This window comes from Marivivens donghaensis (genome assembly GCF_030410045.1).
GTDB classification, from domain to species: Bacteria; Pseudomonadota; Alphaproteobacteria; order Rhodobacterales; family Rhodobacteraceae; genus Marivivens; species Marivivens donghaensis.
Map to the genome: position 1 here is coordinate 16,685 of NZ_JAUFRA010000007.1, position 18,971 is coordinate 35,655.

The 18,971-nt window shown below is 55.2% G+C and carries 17 protein-coding genes; 15 read left to right on the top strand and 2 right to left on the bottom strand.

What is annotated here, in order from left to right:
• Positions 1–9 precede the first annotated feature (9 nt).
• Complete coding sequence (locus QWY83_RS11790) at positions 10–732, bottom strand: GntR family transcriptional regulator (RefSeq protein ID WP_249946853.1); 723 nt, start codon at positions 730–732, stop codon at positions 10–12.
• Between the two features lie 125 nt (positions 733–857).
• On the opposite strand from QWY83_RS11790, the gene QWY83_RS11795 reads away from it, so the two are divergent.
• The 10 genes from QWY83_RS11795 to glpK all read left to right on the top strand — a co-directional run bounded on the left by QWY83_RS11795 (position 858) and on the right by glpK (position 12,422).
• Complete coding sequence (locus QWY83_RS11795) at positions 858–2,012, top strand: LLM class flavin-dependent oxidoreductase (RefSeq protein WP_249946854.1); 1,155 nt, start codon at positions 858–860, stop codon at positions 2,010–2,012.
• Positions 2,013–2,014: 2 nt separating this feature from the next.
• On the top strand, positions 2,015–2,905 hold the full coding sequence (locus QWY83_RS11800; protein WP_249947053.1) for an aldo/keto reductase: 891 nt from the start codon (positions 2,015–2,017) through the stop codon (positions 2,903–2,905).
• The gene (locus QWY83_RS11805; protein WP_249946855.1) at positions 2,902–3,423 is read left to right on the top strand and encodes a flavin reductase family protein; all 522 of its coding nucleotides are present in this window, start codon (positions 2,902–2,904) and stop codon (positions 3,421–3,423) included. Before QWY83_RS11800 ends, QWY83_RS11805 begins: the two co-directional genes overlap by 4 nt.
• A gap of 75 nt (positions 3,424–3,498) precedes the next feature.
• Positions 3,499–4,764 (top strand): ABC transporter substrate-binding protein, encoded by a 1,266-nt coding sequence (locus QWY83_RS11810; protein WP_249946856.1) that lies wholly within the window; start codon positions 3,499–3,501, stop codon positions 4,762–4,764.
• A gap of 18 nt (positions 4,765–4,782) precedes the next feature.
• On the top strand, positions 4,783–5,847 hold the full coding sequence (locus tag QWY83_RS11815; RefSeq protein ID WP_249946857.1) for a carbohydrate ABC transporter permease: 1,065 nt from the start codon (positions 4,783–4,785) through the stop codon (positions 5,845–5,847).
• Positions 5,844–7,280: a carbohydrate ABC transporter permease gene (locus QWY83_RS11820; RefSeq protein ID WP_249946858.1), complete on the top strand. Its 1,437-nt coding sequence runs from the start codon at positions 5,844–5,846 to the stop codon at positions 7,278–7,280. Before QWY83_RS11815 ends, QWY83_RS11820 begins: the two co-directional genes overlap by 4 nt.
• Positions 7,280–8,344 carry an ABC transporter ATP-binding protein gene (locus QWY83_RS11825; RefSeq protein ID WP_249946859.1) on the top strand — a complete coding sequence of 355 codons (1,065 nt, stop codon included), beginning with the start codon at positions 7,280–7,282 and terminating at the stop codon, positions 8,342–8,344. The genes QWY83_RS11820 and QWY83_RS11825 overlap by 1 nt, the downstream gene beginning before the upstream one ends.
• Positions 8,335–9,324, top strand: a complete 990-nt coding sequence (locus tag QWY83_RS11830) for a YeiH family protein (protein ID WP_249946860.1) — start codon at positions 8,335–8,337, stop codon at positions 9,322–9,324. Before QWY83_RS11825 ends, QWY83_RS11830 begins: the two co-directional genes overlap by 10 nt.
• A 15-nt stretch (positions 9,325–9,339) precedes the next feature.
• The gene (gene glpD, locus QWY83_RS11835) at positions 9,340–10,908 is read left to right on the top strand and encodes a glycerol-3-phosphate dehydrogenase (protein WP_249946861.1); all 1,569 of its coding nucleotides are present in this window, start codon (positions 9,340–9,342) and stop codon (positions 10,906–10,908) included.
• Between the two features lie 2 nt (positions 10,909–10,910).
• The gene (glpK, locus tag QWY83_RS11840) at positions 10,911–12,422 is read left to right on the top strand and encodes a glycerol kinase GlpK (RefSeq protein WP_249946862.1); all 1,512 of its coding nucleotides are present in this window, start codon (positions 10,911–10,913) and stop codon (positions 12,420–12,422) included.
• 158 nt (positions 12,423–12,580) lie between these two features.
• Here the strand turns inward: glpK and QWY83_RS11845 are convergent, their stop codons facing one another.
• Positions 12,581–13,573 (bottom strand): LacI family DNA-binding transcriptional regulator, encoded by a 993-nt coding sequence (locus QWY83_RS11845; RefSeq protein ID WP_249946863.1) that lies wholly within the window; start codon positions 13,571–13,573, stop codon positions 12,581–12,583.
• A gap of 200 nt (positions 13,574–13,773) precedes the next feature.
• Here QWY83_RS11845 and QWY83_RS11850 point away from each other — a divergent pair, with 200 nt between their 5' ends.
• The 5 genes from QWY83_RS11850 to QWY83_RS11870 all read left to right on the top strand — a co-directional run bounded on the left by QWY83_RS11850 (position 13,774) and on the right by QWY83_RS11870 (position 18,927).
• On the top strand, positions 13,774–15,075 hold the full coding sequence (locus QWY83_RS11850) for an extracellular solute-binding protein (RefSeq protein ID WP_249946864.1): 1,302 nt from the start codon (positions 13,774–13,776) through the stop codon (positions 15,073–15,075).
• Between the two features lie 67 nt (positions 15,076–15,142).
• Positions 15,143–16,024, top strand: a complete 882-nt coding sequence (locus QWY83_RS11855) for an ABC transporter permease subunit (RefSeq protein WP_249946865.1) — start codon at positions 15,143–15,145, stop codon at positions 16,022–16,024.
• An 8-nt stretch (positions 16,025–16,032) separates the two neighbouring features.
• A complete protein-coding gene (locus tag QWY83_RS11860) occupies positions 16,033–16,884 on the top strand; it encodes an ABC transporter permease subunit (RefSeq protein WP_249946866.1) in 852 nt (283 codons plus the stop codon).
• A gap of 10 nt (positions 16,885–16,894) precedes the next feature.
• The gene (gene ugpC, locus QWY83_RS11865; RefSeq protein ID WP_249946867.1) at positions 16,895–17,932 is read left to right on the top strand and encodes a sn-glycerol-3-phosphate ABC transporter ATP-binding protein UgpC; all 1,038 of its coding nucleotides are present in this window, start codon (positions 16,895–16,897) and stop codon (positions 17,930–17,932) included.
• The gene (locus QWY83_RS11870; protein ID WP_249946868.1) at positions 17,929–18,927 is read left to right on the top strand and encodes an endonuclease/exonuclease/phosphatase family protein; all 999 of its coding nucleotides are present in this window, start codon (positions 17,929–17,931) and stop codon (positions 18,925–18,927) included. The genes ugpC and QWY83_RS11870 overlap by 4 nt, the downstream gene beginning before the upstream one ends.
• Positions 18,928–18,971: the final 44 nt, after the last annotated feature.

Genomic DNA, 18,971 nt, shown 5'->3' on the forward strand with positions numbered 1-18,971 from the left:
GTCCTCTCCCTATTTCAGGCGCTGCACGTAGCGCGCCGTTGTGTGGTCAAACCAAGTGCGTGAGAATTCGACGGTGCCGACCTGTTCGGAGTGGCTAAACCGTTCGATAAATCCGATGGGGGTGCCGATGGGCTTGGGAAATTCGTTCGGAGACCAATCGGGGACCGAATCCACACCGACCGAGTCTTCCGCTCTCGAAATCCAAAACCCTAGCTGCATCTTGTAGTAGCGGTAGAGTGAATCAGAGAGTTCAGTGGCCTTGATTCGACCCGCCGAGCCGTCCAGCCAAATCTCTTCGACAGCGATTGGTACACGATTGAGATACCTCAGTCGCCGAATGCGATTGGCACGGTCTGACTGGCCGAATTCTGGTAAATCGTTCGGTTTCCTAAGGTCATCTACGGATAAAATCCGCGCAGTAGGAAGACCACCACCTGTCCGCAATTCGAGCCGGAACATAGAGTAGACGCTATCGACATTCTGGCTCGATCGGACATAGTTTCCCGAACCTTGGATTCGCTCGATAAGCCCCTTATTTTCTAATATATCCAATGCCTTGCGGAGTGTTCGGACGGTGGTGAAATGCTCTTTGGCGAGCTCGCGTTCGGGTGGCAAACGGGTGCCGTCAATCAGGCGTCCGGACGCAATTTCGCGGATCAGCACTTCGCTGATCTGGACATAAATTGGCAGCCCGCTGGAGGCCTCGCTCTTTGAGTAGATGGTCTGCGGCATTGTGTCCGATAAAAAATTGATACACCATTGATCCAGATCAAAGACACTGTTAGCGATAAAGAAAGTCAAGCGGTTTCTGAGGAGAGGGGCAGCATGACTGGAGCGCCAAAACAGGGGAGTTGGTCATGGGTGTTGTTCCCGTTACATCCGAAGATCTGGATGCAGTCGAAGTGTCGTGGTTCGCGGCGCTGTGTTCGGATGATTATCAATTCCTTGGCGTTCCGGATGGATCGCTGCGGTCTTCGTGGGCGCATTGTTCTGAAATCGTAAAAACCGCCGAAGAGCAGGGGTTCCGTAACATCCTGTGTCCGTCCTCCTATCAAGTCGGACAGGACACGCTGAGCTTTGTTGCGGGCTGTGCTCCGATCACGTCCAAGATCAATATGCTGGCCGCTGTGCGATGCGGGGAAATGCAACCGATCATGCTCGCTCGCACGATTGCGACGCTTGATCACATGCTCGAAGGTCGTTTGACGGTAAACATCATTTCGTCGGACTTTCCTGGCGAAGTTGCGGATAGCAGCTATCGTTATCAGCGGTCCCGCGAAGTCGTTGAAATTCTCAAACAGGCTTGGACCCAAGACGAAATCAATCACGCGGGCAACGTTTACAATTTCACGGGCATGACGACCGATCCGGTACGTCCTTATCAAACCGGTGGCCCGCTTTTGTACTTCGGGGGCTACTCGCCTGATGCGCTCGAGCTATGTGGACAACATTGTGATGTGTATCTGATGTGGCCCGAAAAAATGGAAGAAATCGAAGGACGTATGAAAGCCGTTCACGCCGTGGCTGACCGCTATGGACGGACGCTGGACTACGGTCTGCGCGTGCATGTCATCGTGCGAGACACCGAAGCCGAGGCTCGCGAGTATGCTGATTACATCGTGTCAAAGCTGGATGACGACAAGGGCACAGCCATTCGCAATCGTGCGCAGGACGCGAAATCTCTAGGTGTGAGCCATCAGGCCAAAAACCGTGAAATCGCAGACGATCATGGCTACATCGAACAGAACCTCTGGACGGGTGTTGGTCGTGCCCGCTCAGGCTGCGGGGCAGCGATTGTCGGATCGACCGATCAGGTGCTGAGCAAGCTAGAAGCTTATCAAAAGATGGGCATCCGCGCGTTTGTTCTGTCGGGTTATCCGCATTTGGACGAAGCCAAACACTTCGGCTCGCGTGTTCTACCGCAGATGAAAACCTGTTCCCTTCCTCACGCCTATGGCCGCGTTCCAGCGTCAACCCCAGCAACCCCACTCGGAATTGGAGAGCGCCGCTGATGATGCCGCGTGTTGATATCGCCCCTGACCTTACGTTTAGCCGCCTGATTTATGGCATGTGGCGTTTGGCTGATGATGCCGATACGTCGGTGAGCCACGTCGAGGCCAAGATCCAGTCGTGCTTAGAGCAAGGGATCACCACGTTTGATCAGGCCGACATCTACGGTGGCTACACAACCGAAGACGTCTTGGGCGCAGCCTTGCGCGCTAATCATTCGCTACGTGATCAGATGGAGATTGTCACCAAATGCGATATCGTGGCGCCCGTTGGTCGCTACGAGAATGCTCCGGTTAAGTACTACGATACGTCGCGTGCTCACATTCTGAAATCGGTTGATCTTTCGCTAAAAGCGATGGGGATCGATCATATCGACCTCTTGCTGATCCATCGTCCTGATCCTCTGATGGATCACCACGAAACCGGCATGGCGCTGGATGAAGTCGTCAAGAGCGGAAAGGTCCGCGCAGTTGGCGTGTCGAATTTCCGCCCTTGGGATTGGCAGTTACTGCAATCGGGCATGAAGACCCAGTTGGTGACGAACCAGATCGAGGTGTCTCTGTCTGCAGTCTCGCCCTTTACGAACGGCGATGTAGCGTTCCACCAACAGCACGGTCAGCCGATCATGGCGTGGTCGCCTCTGGGTGGCGGGGCTTTGATGTCAGATGGTGGTCTTTTGGGGCAGCGTCTCGATGCGATCGCTTCTGCACAGGGTGTCGATCGCGCGGCGGTCGCCATCGCGTTCCTGTTGCGTCATCCCGCTAACATTTTGCCAGTCCTTGGCACGAATAGTCTGGGACGGATTGCTACGATTTCAGAAGCCCTGAGGGTTGAGTTGGATCGCCCGACTTGGTTCTCTCTCTACGAGGCGGCGTTGGGGCAGGAGGTTCCATGACCGAACTTTTGCCGACCAAAACAATCCAGCATTTCGTTCCAAGTGAGCAAACACAGCGTTCGTTGCGCGATGCCTTTGGGCGGTTCGCAACGGGTGTGACTGTCGTGACAGTCGGCACGGATGAGGGACCAATCGCGATCACAGCGAACAGTTTCGCTTCGGTCTCAATGGAGCCGCCATTGGTGCTGTGGTCTCCACAAAAGTCGTCGAAACGCTCGCAGTACTTTTTGAATGCAAAGTATTTCGCGATCCACATTCTGGCCGCGGATCAGGACGATCTGTGCTGGCGCGTCGCTAAAGATATGAATGCGCTGTCTGGACTTGATTTGGTCGAAAACTCCGAAGGTGTGCCTTTGATCGATGGCTGTCTTGCTCGGTTCGAGTGCAGTCAATACGCGGTTCATGACGGAGGAGATCATGACATAATTGTTGGAAGAGTGCTGCGCGCGGCCTTTGTGGAGGAAGGCGACGGGCTGGGCTTTTTCAAAGGGAAGATGAACCGGATTGTGACCCAATAGCCCGAGGAGGGGCGGGTATCCGGACAAAAGAGTGATGGGCGCGCAGTGTCCAGAGCAACCAAACGGGAGGAAACTATGAAAAAACTGACAGCTTCGACGGCTATGTCGATTGCTCTTTTTGCTGGCGCATCTGTTGCGTGGGCAGATGAGATTACTTTTCTATGCTACCAAGACGCCAACGAATGTGACGTGATTGCAGGCATGCTGCCTGCGTTTACCGAACAGACCGGCCACACCGTGAAATTGGAAACGGTTGGTTACGATGTCATCCGTGACCAATTGGAAAACCAGCTTCAAACAGATGCGGCGCCTGACGTTGCACGGGTTACAAACCTTGGCGGTTTGAACCAGTACTACCTTGATCTCGCACCCTATGTAGATGGCGCGGCATGGGAAGCATCCTATGGCGCAACACTGCCGTGGTTCCGTCAACCCGGTGGTGCCGATCAGGGCATTTACGGCTGGATGACGCAGCTCACCGTGACTGGTCCGTTCGTGAACGTATCCCTCTTTGAGGATGCGGGCGTCGACATGCCGGGTGACGGCGCGACCTGGGATGACTGGGCGGCTGCTCTGTTGGAGGTCAAAGAGGCAACTGGCATCACTGCAGGTCTTGCAATGGACCGCACGGCACACCGCTGGGCTGGTCCAGCGTTCAGCTATGGCGCAAAGTTCTTTGATGATAGCGGCAACCCGATCCTCGTTGACGACGGCTTCCGCAAATACGCAGAGGTCTTTGTAGGCTGGCACCAGAGTGGTCTTATGCCCGCAGAGGGTTGGCCGGCAGGCGAGGGCACTCAGTATCGCAACGCGGCTCCGCTGTTCCAGTCGGGTGACGTTGCTATGCATATGTCGGGTTCGTGGATGATCAACAGCTATGCTGAGAACATCTCTGATTTCGACTGGAAAGCTGTCCCTGCGCCGTGTGGTGATGGTGGCTGTGGCGCAATGCCCGGTGGTGCTGCTGTTGTAGCGTTCAAATCGACCAAGTCGCCTGAGGCTTCTGCTGCATTGATCGACTTCCTTGCTGCCGAAGAAAACGCAGCGGCATTTGCTGCGCAGACAAAGAACATCACTGCGCATCAGGGCCTTCAGGAATCTGGTATTGATTATGCGGATGCGTCTCCTGCAGTCGCTGCGGCTTTGTCGGTCTTTGCGGCAAACGCAGGTAAGGCGGCTCAGACCACACCGCAGGCCTATACCTTCCAAGGCTACGCTAAGAACTTTGTCATCTATGGTGTGATCCCTGATTACATCACCAAAGCCATCACAGGCGAGATGACCTTGGACGAAGCACTGGCTGCCATCGACGCGGATGTTGCCGCGAAGATCGCAGAATAACCCAGCGGAGGCATTCGTATGACAGAGGCGCTTCACGCCGCGTTTGCGGGTGCCCCATGGCCACTTTATCTGCTGGTCTATTTACTCATCGGTTGGGCGCTCTTGCGCCCAACTGGCCCCTTGTGGGACCGTGCAGTCAGCGTGATTGGCTGGCCGATTGAGATGACACAGAAGCTGGCAGGCGCAACGGGGCTCCCATACTTGTTTCTCTTGCCTAATATGTTGATCTTTGGGGCATTTACCTTTGCGCCCATGTTTATCAACTTCGGCTTCTCGGTCACCGAAGGCCAGTCAATCTTGTTTTCAGAACGCGATTGGGCGGGGCTAGATAACTTGCGTCGTTTGCTGTCTGAGACACAGATCGATACGGGCGCACCCAACCTCGAAGACGATAAATTCCTTGGTGCCGTCTACGCGACAGCCACATTTGTCGTGTTCCAAGTGCCAATCATGATCGCGGTTGCTTTGATTTCTGCCTTGGCGCTGAACCGCAAAATTGTAGCCCGCGGGTTCTGGCGAGCAGTCTTTTTCTACCCAGTAATGCTGTCGCCAGTGGTTGTCGGCTTCTTGTGGTCTCTGATCCTGAAACGGCAAGGTGTGCTGTCGCAAACCTTAATGATGTGGGGCTGGATTGATGAACCGATCCAATGGCTGACGGACCCATCTTGGACAATGTTCTGGTCCGTTTTTGTCTACACATGGGCGCACCTTGGATTTTATATGTTGATCCTCCTCGCTGGACTGCAGGCAATCCCCCGTGATGTCTATGAGGCGGCCGAGATGGACGGAACGTCGGCGTGGCGCCAGTTGACGCGGATCACCATTCCGCTCCTTGCGCCGACCCTACTGGTCGTGACGGTTCTTTCACTGATTAAAGCCTTCCAAGCCTTTGAAGAGCTTTACGCCATGTCGGTTCGGTGGACCTCTCTCGTGGGTTACATCTTCGAAGCATCAGGCCTTCGCGGACAACCAACAGCCAACGGATTGGGGATTGCGGCGATGGCATCGCTCTTGGTCGCGATTGTCTTGATCTTCCTCTCCCTTCTCCAAGTTTACCTTTCGTCGAAATCGAGCAAAGCATGAACGCAGTAACCACTTTTCTAACGCGTAAAGCGGGCGGACAGCGGGCGAATTGGCTCGATTATCTGACCTATGCATATCTGCTGTCTGGGGTGTTGCTGATCCTCTTGCCGGTGGCGTGGCTGGCGCTCAATTCGTTGAAGTCCTCGTCGCAGCTGGAAAAACAGGATCTGTCGCTTCTGCCGACGTCGTTCGAAACCGTTGCACGGGCAACGGTGTCTTACCCAGACGGAAACCAGATCTTCTTCATCCCAGATTTGCCGCAGTGGGTATTGAATTGGGGTGACCTGTCCGACGACGAACGCGCTGCGCGGGATGTCTCAGAATTCCTGAGCGGTTTTGAAGGTCGTGACCTCTATGCGCTGCGGTCGCACCTAGGTCAGGTTCCGTCGCTCGTTCGGGATCTGATCGAAGCGAAGAATTTGCCGGAATGGATCGTTCGCTATCCGTCGATGTCAGCCAGCGCGCGCGGCGAATACGATCTGGATGGTGTGTTGACGTCTCTCAACACCGAAGACGTCCGCCTCTTGTCCGAATATCTGAACCTCGAACCATACGAACCAGCGCGGCTTGCGTTGCAGGTTTTGGTCACGGCACCTGACCCAGTGACGGGCGTGGAAACGGAGTTCGGCATTTCCAACTTCAAAGCAACCCGAGACTTCACGCCTGCGCGATATGTCAACAACCGCAATGATGATGTTGTGCGTTTGGATACGGCGTCCATCACCATGCGGCGAACCCTCGATCCGAGTTGGGAAAACTTCACAGATCCGGTTATAGGGCGCGCGTTTGGTGTGAACGTCAACTTTGCCACCTGTTTCACCAATTCCGTCTTAGTCACTGTGATTGCGACTGTTCTAACGTTGTTGATCAACTCGATGGCTGCCTTTGCATTGGCAAAGTATAAATTCCGCGGTCAGGTCGCGTTCTTTATCGTGATCTTGGCAACCCTTATGGTGCCACCGACCATCACGCTCGTTGGGGTGTTCAAGGCTGTCTACGCGACAGGGTTGTCGGGATCAATTTGGGGCGTGATCATTCCGGGGGCTGCAACACCAACCGGTGTGTTCCTGTTGCGCCAATACATGCTGTCGATCCCTGATGAGCTGATTGAGGCAGCGCGTATGGATGCAGCATCCGAGTGGAAGGTCTATTGGCGTATTATTCTGCCTCTAGCACTCCCTGCGATTGCTGCTCTCGCGATCCTGTCCGTCATTTGGCGGTGGAACGACCTTATTCTTCCTCTTGTGGCTATCGCCACCACCAAAGAGGCTTACACCATCCAACTCTGCCTGCTGGAGTTTCGTGGTGAACACCTGAGCCAAGAGCATTATCGACTTGCCATGACCATGGTTAGCCTCGTGCCTTCCACGCTCGTTTTCGTGTTCCTCCAGAAATACATCACCACAGGCATCGCCAATACGGGGCTGAAATAATGACTGATCTCGTCCTTTCCAAAGTTGTGAAACACTACGGTGCGGTTGAGGTCATTCATGGCATCGACATGGAAATCGCCTCGGGGGAGTTTTGCGTCTTCGTCGGGCCTTCGGGTTGCGGGAAGTCTACGCTCTTGCGCATGATTTCTGGACTCGAGAGCATCACGGACGGCGAAGTTCGAATTGATGGGGAAGTAGTGAACCATGTGCCCGCGTCGCAGCGTGGGCTGGCAATGGTATTCCAATCCTATGCTCTCTATCCTCATATGTCGGTGAGAAAGAACCTGAGTTTTGGCCTCGAAAACCTGCATACGCCGAAAGCCGAGATCGCAAAGCGGGTAGAGGACGCAGCACGTATGCTGCAGATCGAAGACTACCTAGATCGTCGACCCGGCCAGCTTTCTGGAGGGCAGCGTCAGCGCGTTGCAATCGGGCGCGCGGTGGTTCGAGAACCCAAAGTATTCTTGTTTGACGAGCCTCTCTCGAACCTCGATGCAGAACTGCGTGTGAACATGCGACGCGAGATTGCCAATCTGCACCGCCGGTTGGGGAACACGATGATTTACGTCACCCATGATCAGGTCGAAGCTATGACTATGGCCGACAAGATTGCGGTGCTTCGTGCAGGTAAGGTTGAACAATTCGGAACGCCGCTTGAGCTGTTCAATGCGCCAAAGAACCGATTTGTCGCGGGCTTCATCGGATCTCCGTCAATGAACTTTGTGACTGCGACGATTGCGGACGGTGGCGTAAAACTCAGCGACGGAACCCATCTGAACATCGATCGCACCCGGGCCGGTGTTGCCACTGGTGACGCTGTCGAAGTGGGATTTAGGCCCCGTGATCTGGCGATTGACGATACTGGACCGCTCGCACTGACCGTCACCGAAGTCGAACAATTGGGATCGGAAAGCTATGTCTTCGGCGAACTGGCAACGGGCCAAACAGTGACGGTTCATCAATCTGGACAGACATCAGTCAAGATTGGAGCTGTTGTTAAACTGTCTGTATCACCCTCGGCCCTTTACATATTCCGACAAGACACTGGTCTCGCATGTTACTAACAGCCGCTCGCGCCAAAGGCGTCGCGCCGGGTTTGTTCATGGCCTTATTGGTCGCGATGGCGGCGCAATTCTTGTCGGACCATTACGGCGCGCCTGTCATGTTGATGGCGATCCTTTTGGGGATACCGTTCCAGTTTCTGTCAAACGACCCTCGTATGGGCGAGGGTATCAATTTCGCGGCTAAATCTATTCTACGGATCGGGGTAGCCCTCTTGGGGCTCAGAGTAAGTGTTGAACTGCTTTGGCAAATCGGACCGACCTTTGCTGTGTTGATTGCATTCGGTGTTGTGCTGACAATCGCCATTGGCATCTTAACAGCCAGTATCTTTGGCAAAGACTACGCGTTCGGATTTCTGGCGGGAGGATCGGTTGCCATTTGTGGCGCATCTGCAGCCCTCGCATTGGCGAGCCTTCTGCCTAAACATGAAAAAAGCGAAACCAACCTGACGTTCACTGTGGTTTCAGTGACCGTCGCATCGACTGTTGCGATGATCGTCTATCCTATCTCGGCATCCTTGGTTGGTTTTGACGATAGATTGGCTGGAATATTCTTGGGCGGCACGATCCACGATGTTGCTCAGGTCGTCGGCGCCGGATTTTCGATGTCTGATGAAACTGGCGAAGTTGCGACACTGATCAAGCTGTTCCGCGTGACGATGTTGGCGCCTGTCGTCTTTGTCGGGGCACTCGTCTTGCGGAAAAATGCGCCCGCTGAAACTGCTCCCCCGATCGTACCGATGTTCGTACTCGTGTTTATTGCGCTGGCGGGGCTGAATTCCCTCCACGTTTTCCCTATAGCTTTGATTGAATATTCCAATCAGCTGTCACGTGCTTGTTTGATTACGGCTGTAGCTGCGGTCGGGATGAAGACATCGCTTCAGGATTTGCAGAAGGTTGGCGGTGGGGCCGTTGGTTTGGTCGCGTCACTGACAGCGTTCTTAGCAATATTCGTGATGCTGGGGGTGTTGGCGTTCGGCTGACGTTTGGGGGCAAGGATGACTGATCAGATGCATGACCTGTTTATCATTGGCGGCGGGATCAATGGCTGCGGGATTGCCCGTGATGCCGCGGGTCGTGGTCTGTCGGTTGTTCTGGCAGAGCAGGGGGATCTGGCATCGGCCACGTCCTCTGCATCGACCAAGCTATTCCACGGTGGTCTGCGGTATCTTGAGTATTTTGAGTTCCGTTTGGTTCGCGAGGCCCTGATTGAACGCGAGACGCTCTTGCAGGCGATGCCGCACATTTCATGGCCGATGCGGTTTGTGTTGCCGTATCACGCCTCGATGCGGTTCGAGGGTGCGACACCGACCTCACGGTTGTTGAATGTCGTAATGCCGTGGATGAAGGGACGAAGGCCCGCGTGGCTCATTCGGTTGGGACTTTTCCTCTATGATCATCTGGGCGGACGTAAGATTTTGCCGCCCACGCAGGTGGTTGATTTAACGACCGCTGTGGAAGGGAAGCCGCTCCACTCCAAATTCGAAACGGCTTACGAATATTCCGATTGCTGGGTCGAGGACGCGCGGCTTGTTGCGTTAAATGCACGCGATGCGGTGAACCGTGGGGCGCGCATTTTGACCCGCACAAAGGTGATCGCGGCTGATCGACTGAAGGATCATTGGGTCATCACGTTAGAGGACGTAGAGACGGGGGAACACCGCACCGAACGGGCGCGGATGCTGATCAATGCGGCGGGGCCGTGGGTTGGCAATGTGATCGCAAATACCCTGCGCCTCAACTCTCGCGATGGGGTGCGTTTGGTGCGCGGCAGCCATATCGTGACCAAGCGTCTCTATGATCACGATAAATGCTATTTCTTCCAAGGGACCGATGGGCGGATCATTTTTGCCATTCCCTATGAGACGGACTTTACCCTGATCGGGACCACGGACGCGGAACACCACGATGTTTCAGAAAAGCCGCGCTGCACGGAAGAAGAACGCGATTATCTGATCCGTTTTGCCAACGGCTATTTCAAACGCCAGCTTACAGCCGACGATGTTGTCTGGACCTACTCGGGCGTTCGGCCGCTCTACGATGATGGGTCCAGTTCTGCGACGGCCGCGACGCGGGATTACACGCTGAAGGTCGATGATACGGGCGGGGCTCCGATCCTCAATATTTTCGGGGGTAAGATCACGACCTATAGGCGCCTAGCTGAGGCCGCTATGGCGAAGGTCAAAGGCTATGTCCCAGACCTAAAACCTGATTGGACAGCTGGCGTTCCGCTGCCGGGTGGCGATTTCCCTGTCGATGGGGTGGACCATTTGATCGTCGAGGCAAAGATACAGTTTCCGTTCCTCGATGACCGTTTGATTAGACGATTGGTGCGTGGATATGGCACCGACCTCTGGGCGATCCTTGGGCAGGCTAGATCGATTGAAGAGCTCGGTCAGCACTTCGGAGCGACGCTCTATGAGGCCGAAGTGAACTGGTTGATGGAGCACGAATTCGCGCGAGAGGCCGAGGATGTCCTTTGGCGCCGGACCAAGCTTGGCCTAAGGTTCGAGGACGCAGAGGTGGAAGCGCTCGATGCGTGGATGCGGGATAAGAGGAGGTACTGAGGATGCCGTCAAAACAGTATATTCTGGCGATTGACCAAGGAACGACCTCATCGCGGGCCATCCTCTTTGATGCGGATATGACCATCGCGGCGAGCGCCCAAGAAGAATTCCCACAACACTTCCCTCAGTCGGGATGGGTCGAACATGATCCGAGCGACCTCTGGACAACGGTTGTCGACACGGCGCGTGGGGCGTTGGAACAGGCCAGTGCGTCAGCAGACCAAGTGGCTGCAATCGGCATCACCAATCAGCGCGAAACGACCTTGGTTTGGGACCGCACCACAGGCGAACCCGTCTACAATGCGATTGTTTGGCAGGATCGTCGCACGGCAGAGTTTTGCCGCGACCTGACCGCTGCGGGCCACGCAGAGATGATCACGGATCGGACGGGTCTGCTCGTTGATCCGTATTTTTCTGCGACCAAGGTGAAGTGGATTTTGGATCACGTCGATGGTGCGCGGGACAAGGCGCGGCGCGGTGATCTGCTCTTTGGCACCGTGGATAGCTACCTGATCTGGAAGCTGACCGGCGGCGCGTCCCATGTGACTGATGCGACCAATGCGGCGCGCACGATGCTCTACGATATTCATAAAGGACGGTGGAGCCAGACGATCTGCGATCTCTTTGATATTCCGATGGCAATGCTGCCCGAGGTCAAAGACTGCGCTGCTGAGTTTGGGACAACGCAGGCCGATCTGTTCGGCGCGCCCATCCCGATCACGGGCGTTGCGGGAGATCAGCAGGCGGCGACGGTCGGCCAAGCGTGCTTTGAACCCGGTATGATGAAATCGACCTATGGTACGGGCTGCTTTGCGCTGTTGAACACCGGCGACGTGCCCGTGCGGTCGAACAATCGCCTGCTCACAACGATTGCGTATCAATTGAATGGCAAGCCGACCTATGCCCTCGAAGGATCGATTTTTATCGCAGGTGCGGTGGTGCAATGGTTGAGGGATGGTCTACAAATCATCGACAACGCGTCAGAAACGCAATCCCTCGCTCAGAGTGCAGACGAAGGCCAAGACGTCATCCTCGTGCCCGCTTTCACAGGGTTGGGTGCGCCCTATTGGAACCCCGATTGCAGGGGCGCGATCTTTGGCCTGACACGCAATTCCGGTCCTGCGGAACTATCAAAGGCGGCACTCGAAAGTGTTGGGTTCCAGACGCGCGACCTCTTGGAGGCGATGAAAGCGGATTGGAGCACGGATGAGGCCACAGCCACCCTGCGGGTCGATGGCGGGATGACGGCCTCTGATTGGACGATGCAATTCCTCGCCGACATCATTGGTGCCCCCGTCGATCGGCCTGAAGTCCTTGAAACCACCGCGCTCGGGGCGGCGTGGTTGGCTGGCCAATTCGTCGGCTTCTATCCTGAACAGGTTACCTTCGCGCGCCGCTGGAAGGTCGACACACGTTTTGAACCCGCAATGGAGGACACGGTCAGAGACCGACGTTACGCAGCATGGAAACGCGCGGTCGCCGCGACGATGACTGCTGTATCATCCAGCCAATAGAGAACATGTCTTACGTTGCAGCGAATGACTGCAATTCGCCCAAGGTACCGTAACCTCTCAGTGGTAGGGGAGCTTTAGACCGTTCTCATAATTTTATTGGTCGTGAAATGTGTCTGAATTCGGAGTGTTGGGTTAGTCGTGCGCTGATCAGTAGCCGTTCAATGCGTTGCGCGGAGAACGAGTTCAGCATCGAGCCACTTGGTTTCGCCTGCGCGATCAGGTTCGGCCTCGCGCGCCATAAGGAGGTCTATCGTCCCTTTCACCAACGGCTCGATTGGATTGCGTAGGGTGGTAAGTGCCATGTTCGGCCACTCCGCCATTGAGATATCGTCGAACCCTGTCACCGCGATCTCTTCGGGCACAGAAGTGCCTTTTTCCTTAAGGTACATCAAAGCGCCCAGCGCCATTGCATCGTTAGCGCACACCAATGCATCAATGTCCGCCAGATCGGTACATGCCTGCATGGCGTTAAACCCACCCATAACGGAGTAATCGCCATAAAGCCGTGAAACAGGTTCTAGGTGATGCGCTTTCAGTGTCTCTTCAAACCCGCCGTAGCGTTCACCCGTGGACCAAAATGCGTCTGGTCCTGAAAGATAAGCAAATTTCCGGCGACCTTGCTTAATAAGGTGTTCTGTCATCACCGCCATGGCCTCGCGATTTCGGACGCAGATGTTATCGACGTTTGGCCCATCCACGATGCGGCCTGATGAAATCACTGGAATGCCGAGCTTTAGGCAGGATGACACGACATCCGCACCGAGGCTCCCTGACCGGAGGATCATCGCTTCGAGCGGATAGCGAAGGACGTTCTGAATGGCGGCTTTTGCCGCATCGCCAGACCCGCCGACAACGATGGGCCATTTGCCCGCAGCGTTGAGACCGTTGATCAACGCGGTCGCGACTTCTTTGTCGTAGTGGTTTGGCATTTCGCCGACAAAGATCGCGACGAGGTTTGACCCTGCCCCCTGCAAACTGGCCGCAAGGGCATTTGGACGATACCCCAATTCATCGGCAGCTTTTAGGATGCGGGTTTTCTTGTCAGCATCCAGATATGCGCCCTCGGTAAAGGCGCGGGACACAGCGGATCGAGACACATCCGCGAGCTTTGCCACATCAGCCGCGGTGACCCGACGTTTTTGACCAGTCATGAAAAAATGCTCTCCGCGTCACTTTGGCGTTACACAGCATCGGTATATGAACACGTGTGCAGATGGTGTGCAAGCGGAATCAATGCGCTGCGGCTGTCTGGCAAAACTCTGACCCGCGCTGGGTCCGAACCTGCCATCGCGTCCACATTTGAGGGCGTTGTCTAACCCAAGGCCATGACGGCTTTGATTGGAGAATGAGAATGAAACACCTGTCTTTTGTTTCGGCTGCCGCCCTCGCGCTGGTTGCCAATACTGCTTTTGCTGAAACTGAAATTACTTGGTGGCACGCAATGGGCGGCAAACTGGGTGACACCGTCAACCAGATCGCTGCTGACTTTAACGCGAGCCAAGACGAATACACCATCACGCCAGTGTTCAAAGGTTCTTACGAAGAGACCCTCACCGCTGGTATCGCGGCGTTCCGCGCGGGTGAACAGCCGAACATCATGCAGGTGTTTGACGCTGGCGCTGCAACCGTGATCGGCGCAAAAGGCGCAACTGTTCCGGTTCAGGACCTTCTCGAAGCAAACGGCGTTGAGTTTGACATCAACGACTACATCTCTGGCGTTCGTTACTTCTACGCTGACGCAGATGGCAAAATGATCGGCATGCCGTTCAACTCGTCCTCGCCGATCATGTACTTCAACGTCGACGCTCTGGCAGCTGCTGGTGTTGAAGCGCCGAAAACTTGGGAAGAGTTTGAAACTGTAACCGCACCTGCACTGGTTGCTGCTGGGTACATCCCGCTCGCAGAATCCCACTCCCCGTGGATTTTTGTTGAGAATTTCATGTCCCGCCACAACCTGCCGTTCGCAACGAACGACAACGGTTACACTGGCGTTGACACCCAGATCCTCGTCAACTCTGACGAACTGAAAATGCATTGGACCAACGTTAAAGAATGGCTCGATGAGGGCTACTTTGGCTGGTACGGCGCTTCGTGGGACGACAACCAAGCACCGTTTGAAGAAGGCAAAGTTGCACTGTGGATGGGCTCTTCGGGTTCGTTCGGTGGCCTGATGCAGAAAGACCTGCCGTTTGAATTTTCGGCAACCTACCTGCCGTATTGGGAATCGATCACCACGGAGCCGACCCAGACCTTTATCGGTGGCGCATCGCTCTTTGCTATGGCTGGTCAGTCTGACGAAGAAAACGCAGCAACTGCAGCGTTCTTTGACTACCTGACTTCGCCAGAAGTCCAGTACATGTGGCACCGTGAAACCGGCTATGTGCCGATCACCACTGCGGCCTACGAAATGGCAAAAGCTGACGGTCACTACGATCGCTTTCCTGCTGCCGAAGTTGGCATCCAGCAGCTTTCGCTCGCTTCTGGTGAGAACACCAAAGGCTACCGCCTGGGCTTCTACGTTCAGATCCGCGACGTGATGAACCGTGAATTCGGCCGCATCCTGACGGGTGAGACCTCGGTTGATGACGCATTCGCAACCATTGAAACCGAAGCAAACGAGCTCCTGTCGCGCTTTGCGATGACCCAAGGTTAATCGCTTAGCTCAGACACCGCTGGCGGCTGCAGAAATGCGGCCGCCAGTCCATATTTTAGGGGGTTTCATGAAACGCGCAGGATTTTCGACACGGTGGTTGCCGATCCTATTACTGCTTCCGCAGCTATCCATCATTCTCATCTTCTTTTACTGGCCAGCCGCCCACGCGGTTAAGTCGTCCTTTTATCTTCAGGACCCGTTTGGCTTTGGCGAAACCTTCGTCGGGATGAAGAACTATACCTCGCTGTTGAAATCTTCCGCCTATCTGCGATCTGCGCAATTCACTGTCATCTTTACCCTACTCGTGACGATCCTTTCCCTGTCTCTCGCCCTTCTCTTGGCGGTGAAGGCCGACAAAGTGATCAAAGGGGCCAAAGCCTACCGCACCCTTTTGATGTGGGTCTACGCTGTCGCTCCACCCGTCGCGGGCGTCATTGGCCTTGTTCTGTTTGACCAAACATGGGGACCGCTCAAGGACTTCTTTGGCCTCTTCGGCTGGGATTTCCGACTGGGCGTGAATTACTTCGATACCGCCTTTGCGATGGTTGTTGTCTCTGTCTGGAAACAGCTACCCGTGAATTTCATCTTCTTCCTGTCGGGCCTGCAGTCCATTCCCAAATCCGTCCGCGAGGCAGCGCTGATCGACAACCGTTCAGCATCGGGACGGTTCTGGGACGTGACCTTCCCTCTTCTCGCTCCGACCGCGTTTTTCCTGCTGATCATCAACATCACTTACGCGCTCTTTGACACTTTCGGCATCATCGACACGGTGGTCAAAGGGGAGCCCAGCAACAACCCCATGACGCTCGTCTACCGCGTTTATGTGGACGGTTTCCGTGGCAATGACCTTGGCGGATCGTCGGCGCAATCGGTCGTTCTGATGGTGCTCGTGCTTGCGCTGACCGTTTTCCAGTTCCGCATGGTGGAACGCCGCATCCATTACACCTGAGGATCACGATGAAACGTATTAAGTTTGAAACCATTGTGGACCATTCGATCCTGATCCTCGGATCGCTGATTATGATCCTTCCCGTGGTGATGTTGCTGCAAATGGCCTCCACCACGGACCTAGAGACCATGCGTAATGGTCCTGGTTTGGTGTTCGGGGATCAAATCCCGATCAACTTTGAAAAAGCCATGTTCGAAGCCTCTGGATTCAGCGGCGAAAATACAGGCCTGAGTATGCTCTATAACTCGCTGATCCTGGGGTTTGGCTTTGCCATTGGTAAGATCGTCATCGGTATGATGGCCGCCTACGCCATCGTCTATTTCCGTCTGAAGTTCGCGACAATGGCGTTCTGGATTATCTTCACGACGCTGTTGTTGCCGCTCGAGGTGCGCATCCTGCCGTCCTATGAAATCGTCCAGAAACTCGGCATGCTGAACACCTATCAGGGCCTGATTATCCCCCTGATCGCCTCGGCCACCGCCACGTTCTTTTTCCGACAGTTTTTCCGTTCGGTCCCTGAAGAGCTGATCGAAGCCGCCCGCATTGATGGCGCAGGCCCGATCAAGTTCTTCATCGACATTCTGGTGCCGCTCTCACGTACCATGATCGCCGCGATGTTCATCATCATGTTCGTCTACGGGTGGAACCAATACCTCTGGCCCACCATGATCACGACAGATGAGGGGATGTTCACCCTCGTTCGCGGTATCAAACAGATCACCCAAACCCTCGAAGGCACGAACCTGCCCGAATACGGCAAGTCGAACATCCTTCAGATCATTGCGATCCTTCCGCCCGTCCTCATCGTCATTTTCTTCCAGAGCTGGTTCGTAAAGGGCCTGACGGAATCCGATAAGTAAGGAATTTACCATGGCTCAGGTTACTCTGAACGCTCTCCGCAAGGTTTACCCCAACGGTTTCGAAGCCGTGAAGCCTGCGAGTTTCACCATTGAAGAAGGCGAGTTCGTCGTGCTCGTCGGACCGTCTGGATGTGGCAAGTCTACGATGCTGCGCATGATCGCAGGGCTTGAGGAAATCACTGAAGGCGACCTCCATATCGGCGACCGTGTTGTAAATACCGTCGACCCCGCCGACCGTGACATCGCGATGGTTTTCCAGAACTACGCTCTCTACCCGCATATGACCGTTCGTAAAAACATCGGATACGGGCTGAAAAACCGTAAAATCGCTAAAGATGTGATCAACCAAAAGGTCGAAGAGGCCGCGAACCTTCTGAACCTCAACGACTACCTTGATCGCAAACCCTCGCAATTGTCGGGCGGCCAGCGTCAGCGCGTTGCGATGGGCCGTGCGATTGTCCGCGATCCATCACTTTTCTTGTTCGACGAGCCTCTCTCGAATCTTGATGCAAAACTGCGCAATCAGATGCGGATCGAGATTAAGGCCCTTCAACGCCGACTTGGCGTGACCTCCGTCTACGTGACCCATGATCAGGTCGAAGCTATGACCATGGCCGACCGTATCATCGTGATGAATGGCGGAGAGATTGAACAGATCGGCACCCCGTCCGAGGTGTATCATTCGCCCGCATCGACATTTGTTGCGTCCTTTATGGGCGCGCCACCGATGAACCTTTTGGATGTCTCGCGCGAGAACGGCGCGGTGATGGTCGGTGGGCAACAGGTTGCCGAATTCACTGGCAGCGGTTCTGTGACGTTGGGCGTCCGTCCCGAGGATATTCTGCCTGATGCGAACGGTTCCTTCGAAATCAATGTCACCCTTATCGAGGAACTCGGTGCGCACCGAATTCTGCACGCGGTCTGGGCAGGACAGCCGATCATGATCAGCGTTACCAAAGACGTCGCCGCTGAAACGGGTCCGCTGCGCGTCGCTATCAAGCCTGATGCGCTTAAGTATTTTGACCCTCAGACAGGTCGCCGCCTATGATCACCGAAACTCTGAACGAACTGCCCCTCGTATCGGCAGAGCTAAGGGCCAAAATCCTTTCTGCCCCACGCACCACAGAGGCGCACCGCGATCTGTTTGAACAAACAGACGCGATGCATTTTGTGCAGACAGGAGGCGAGGCAACCTCCGAGGCTCTACCGAGCCCACTGACGATCGCCGCATGGAATGTTGAACGCTGTCTGTTCCCCAAAGAAACTGCCGATAAACTACGAGCCGAAGGTGCTGATATTGTTTTGCTGTCCGAAGTCGACCACGGCATGGCCCGCACAGGCCAACGTCACACGACCGAAGAGGTCGCAGCGCACCTCGGCATGGCCTACATTTACGGCGTCGAGTTTTTCGAGCTTGGCCTTGGCAGTCCCACCGAGCGTGAATTCTGCGAGGACACCCAAAATGCTCGTGGCTGGCACGGCAACGCGATCCTGTCTGCGGTGCCGTTCAATCGTGTCGCGCTCGTGCGGCTCGACGATCACGGACATTGGTTCTCGACCGAGTTTGGCGCCGATCCAGGTCAGCCACGCATCGGGGGCCGGATGGCTCTCCTCGCGGAGGCCGAAACCGAAAATGGTCCGATTTGTGTCGTATCGACCCATCTTGAGAGCAATTCAAACGAAGCCCACCGTGCGGCCCAGTTTTATATCCTGATGGATGCCATCGACGATTTCGCCCCCGACCTACCTGCGGTGATCGGAGGAGACTTGAACACAGGCAACCACATGCCTCCTGATTTCGATTGGCAGTCCGAGACCCTGTTCGAGAACGCGCGGAACCGTGGCTATCATTGGGATGGCACTGCCGAGGGTATGACCACCCGCCCCAGCCTAATCACCCGTCACCCCGACCGCACGATGAAACTCGATTGGTTTGCTTGCAGAGGTCTGACCGCACAGGCGCCGCGTATCGTGTCTTCGATGAATGGCGAGGTCCCGCTTTCAGATCATGATCTGATCGTAATGGAGTGTGTCAGCGAGTAATTTGGACGAACCTTGCGTTCAACCTCTATGCGGCGGGCATCGCT

What these genes read in the sequence shown, in the direction of transcription:
- glpK (WP_249946862.1), top strand. Translation starts at nt 10,911, where the DNA reads ATGCCGTCAAAACAGTATATTCTGGCGATTGACCAAGGAACGACCTCA.
- QWY83_RS11805 (WP_249946855.1), top strand. Translation starts at nt 2,902, where the DNA reads ATGACCGAACTTTTGCCGACCAAAACAATCCAGCATTTCGTTCCAAGT.
- QWY83_RS11845 (WP_249946863.1), bottom strand. Translation starts at nt 13,573, where the DNA reads ATGACTGGTCAAAAACGTCGGGTCACCGCGGCTGATGTGGCAAAGCTC.
- QWY83_RS11815 (WP_249946857.1), top strand. Translation starts at nt 4,783, where the DNA reads ATGACAGAGGCGCTTCACGCCGCGTTTGCGGGTGCCCCATGGCCACTT.
- QWY83_RS11830 (WP_249946860.1), top strand. Translation starts at nt 8,335, where the DNA reads ATGTTACTAACAGCCGCTCGCGCCAAAGGCGTCGCGCCGGGTTTGTTC.
- QWY83_RS11810 (WP_249946856.1), top strand. Translation starts at nt 3,499, where the DNA reads ATGAAAAAACTGACAGCTTCGACGGCTATGTCGATTGCTCTTTTTGCT.
- QWY83_RS11860 (WP_249946866.1), top strand. Translation starts at nt 16,033, where the DNA reads ATGAAACGTATTAAGTTTGAAACCATTGTGGACCATTCGATCCTGATC.
- QWY83_RS11800 (WP_249947053.1), top strand. Translation starts at nt 2,015, where the DNA reads ATGCCGCGTGTTGATATCGCCCCTGACCTTACGTTTAGCCGCCTGATT.
- ugpC (WP_249946867.1), top strand. Translation starts at nt 16,895, where the DNA reads ATGGCTCAGGTTACTCTGAACGCTCTCCGCAAGGTTTACCCCAACGGT.
- glpD (WP_249946861.1), top strand. Translation starts at nt 9,340, where the DNA reads ATGACTGATCAGATGCATGACCTGTTTATCATTGGCGGCGGGATCAAT.
- QWY83_RS11850 (WP_249946864.1), top strand. Translation starts at nt 13,774, where the DNA reads ATGAAACACCTGTCTTTTGTTTCGGCTGCCGCCCTCGCGCTGGTTGCC.
- QWY83_RS11820 (WP_249946858.1), top strand. Translation starts at nt 5,844, where the DNA reads ATGAACGCAGTAACCACTTTTCTAACGCGTAAAGCGGGCGGACAGCGG.
- QWY83_RS11795 (WP_249946854.1), top strand. Translation starts at nt 858, where the DNA reads ATGGGTGTTGTTCCCGTTACATCCGAAGATCTGGATGCAGTCGAAGTG.
- QWY83_RS11790 (WP_249946853.1), bottom strand. Translation starts at nt 732, where the DNA reads ATGCCGCAGACCATCTACTCAAAGAGCGAGGCCTCCAGCGGGCTGCCA.
- QWY83_RS11870 (WP_249946868.1), top strand. Translation starts at nt 17,929, where the DNA reads ATGATCACCGAAACTCTGAACGAACTGCCCCTCGTATCGGCAGAGCTA.
- QWY83_RS11855 (WP_249946865.1), top strand. Translation starts at nt 15,143, where the DNA reads ATGAAACGCGCAGGATTTTCGACACGGTGGTTGCCGATCCTATTACTG.
- QWY83_RS11825 (WP_249946859.1), top strand. Translation starts at nt 7,280, where the DNA reads ATGACTGATCTCGTCCTTTCCAAAGTTGTGAAACACTACGGTGCGGTT.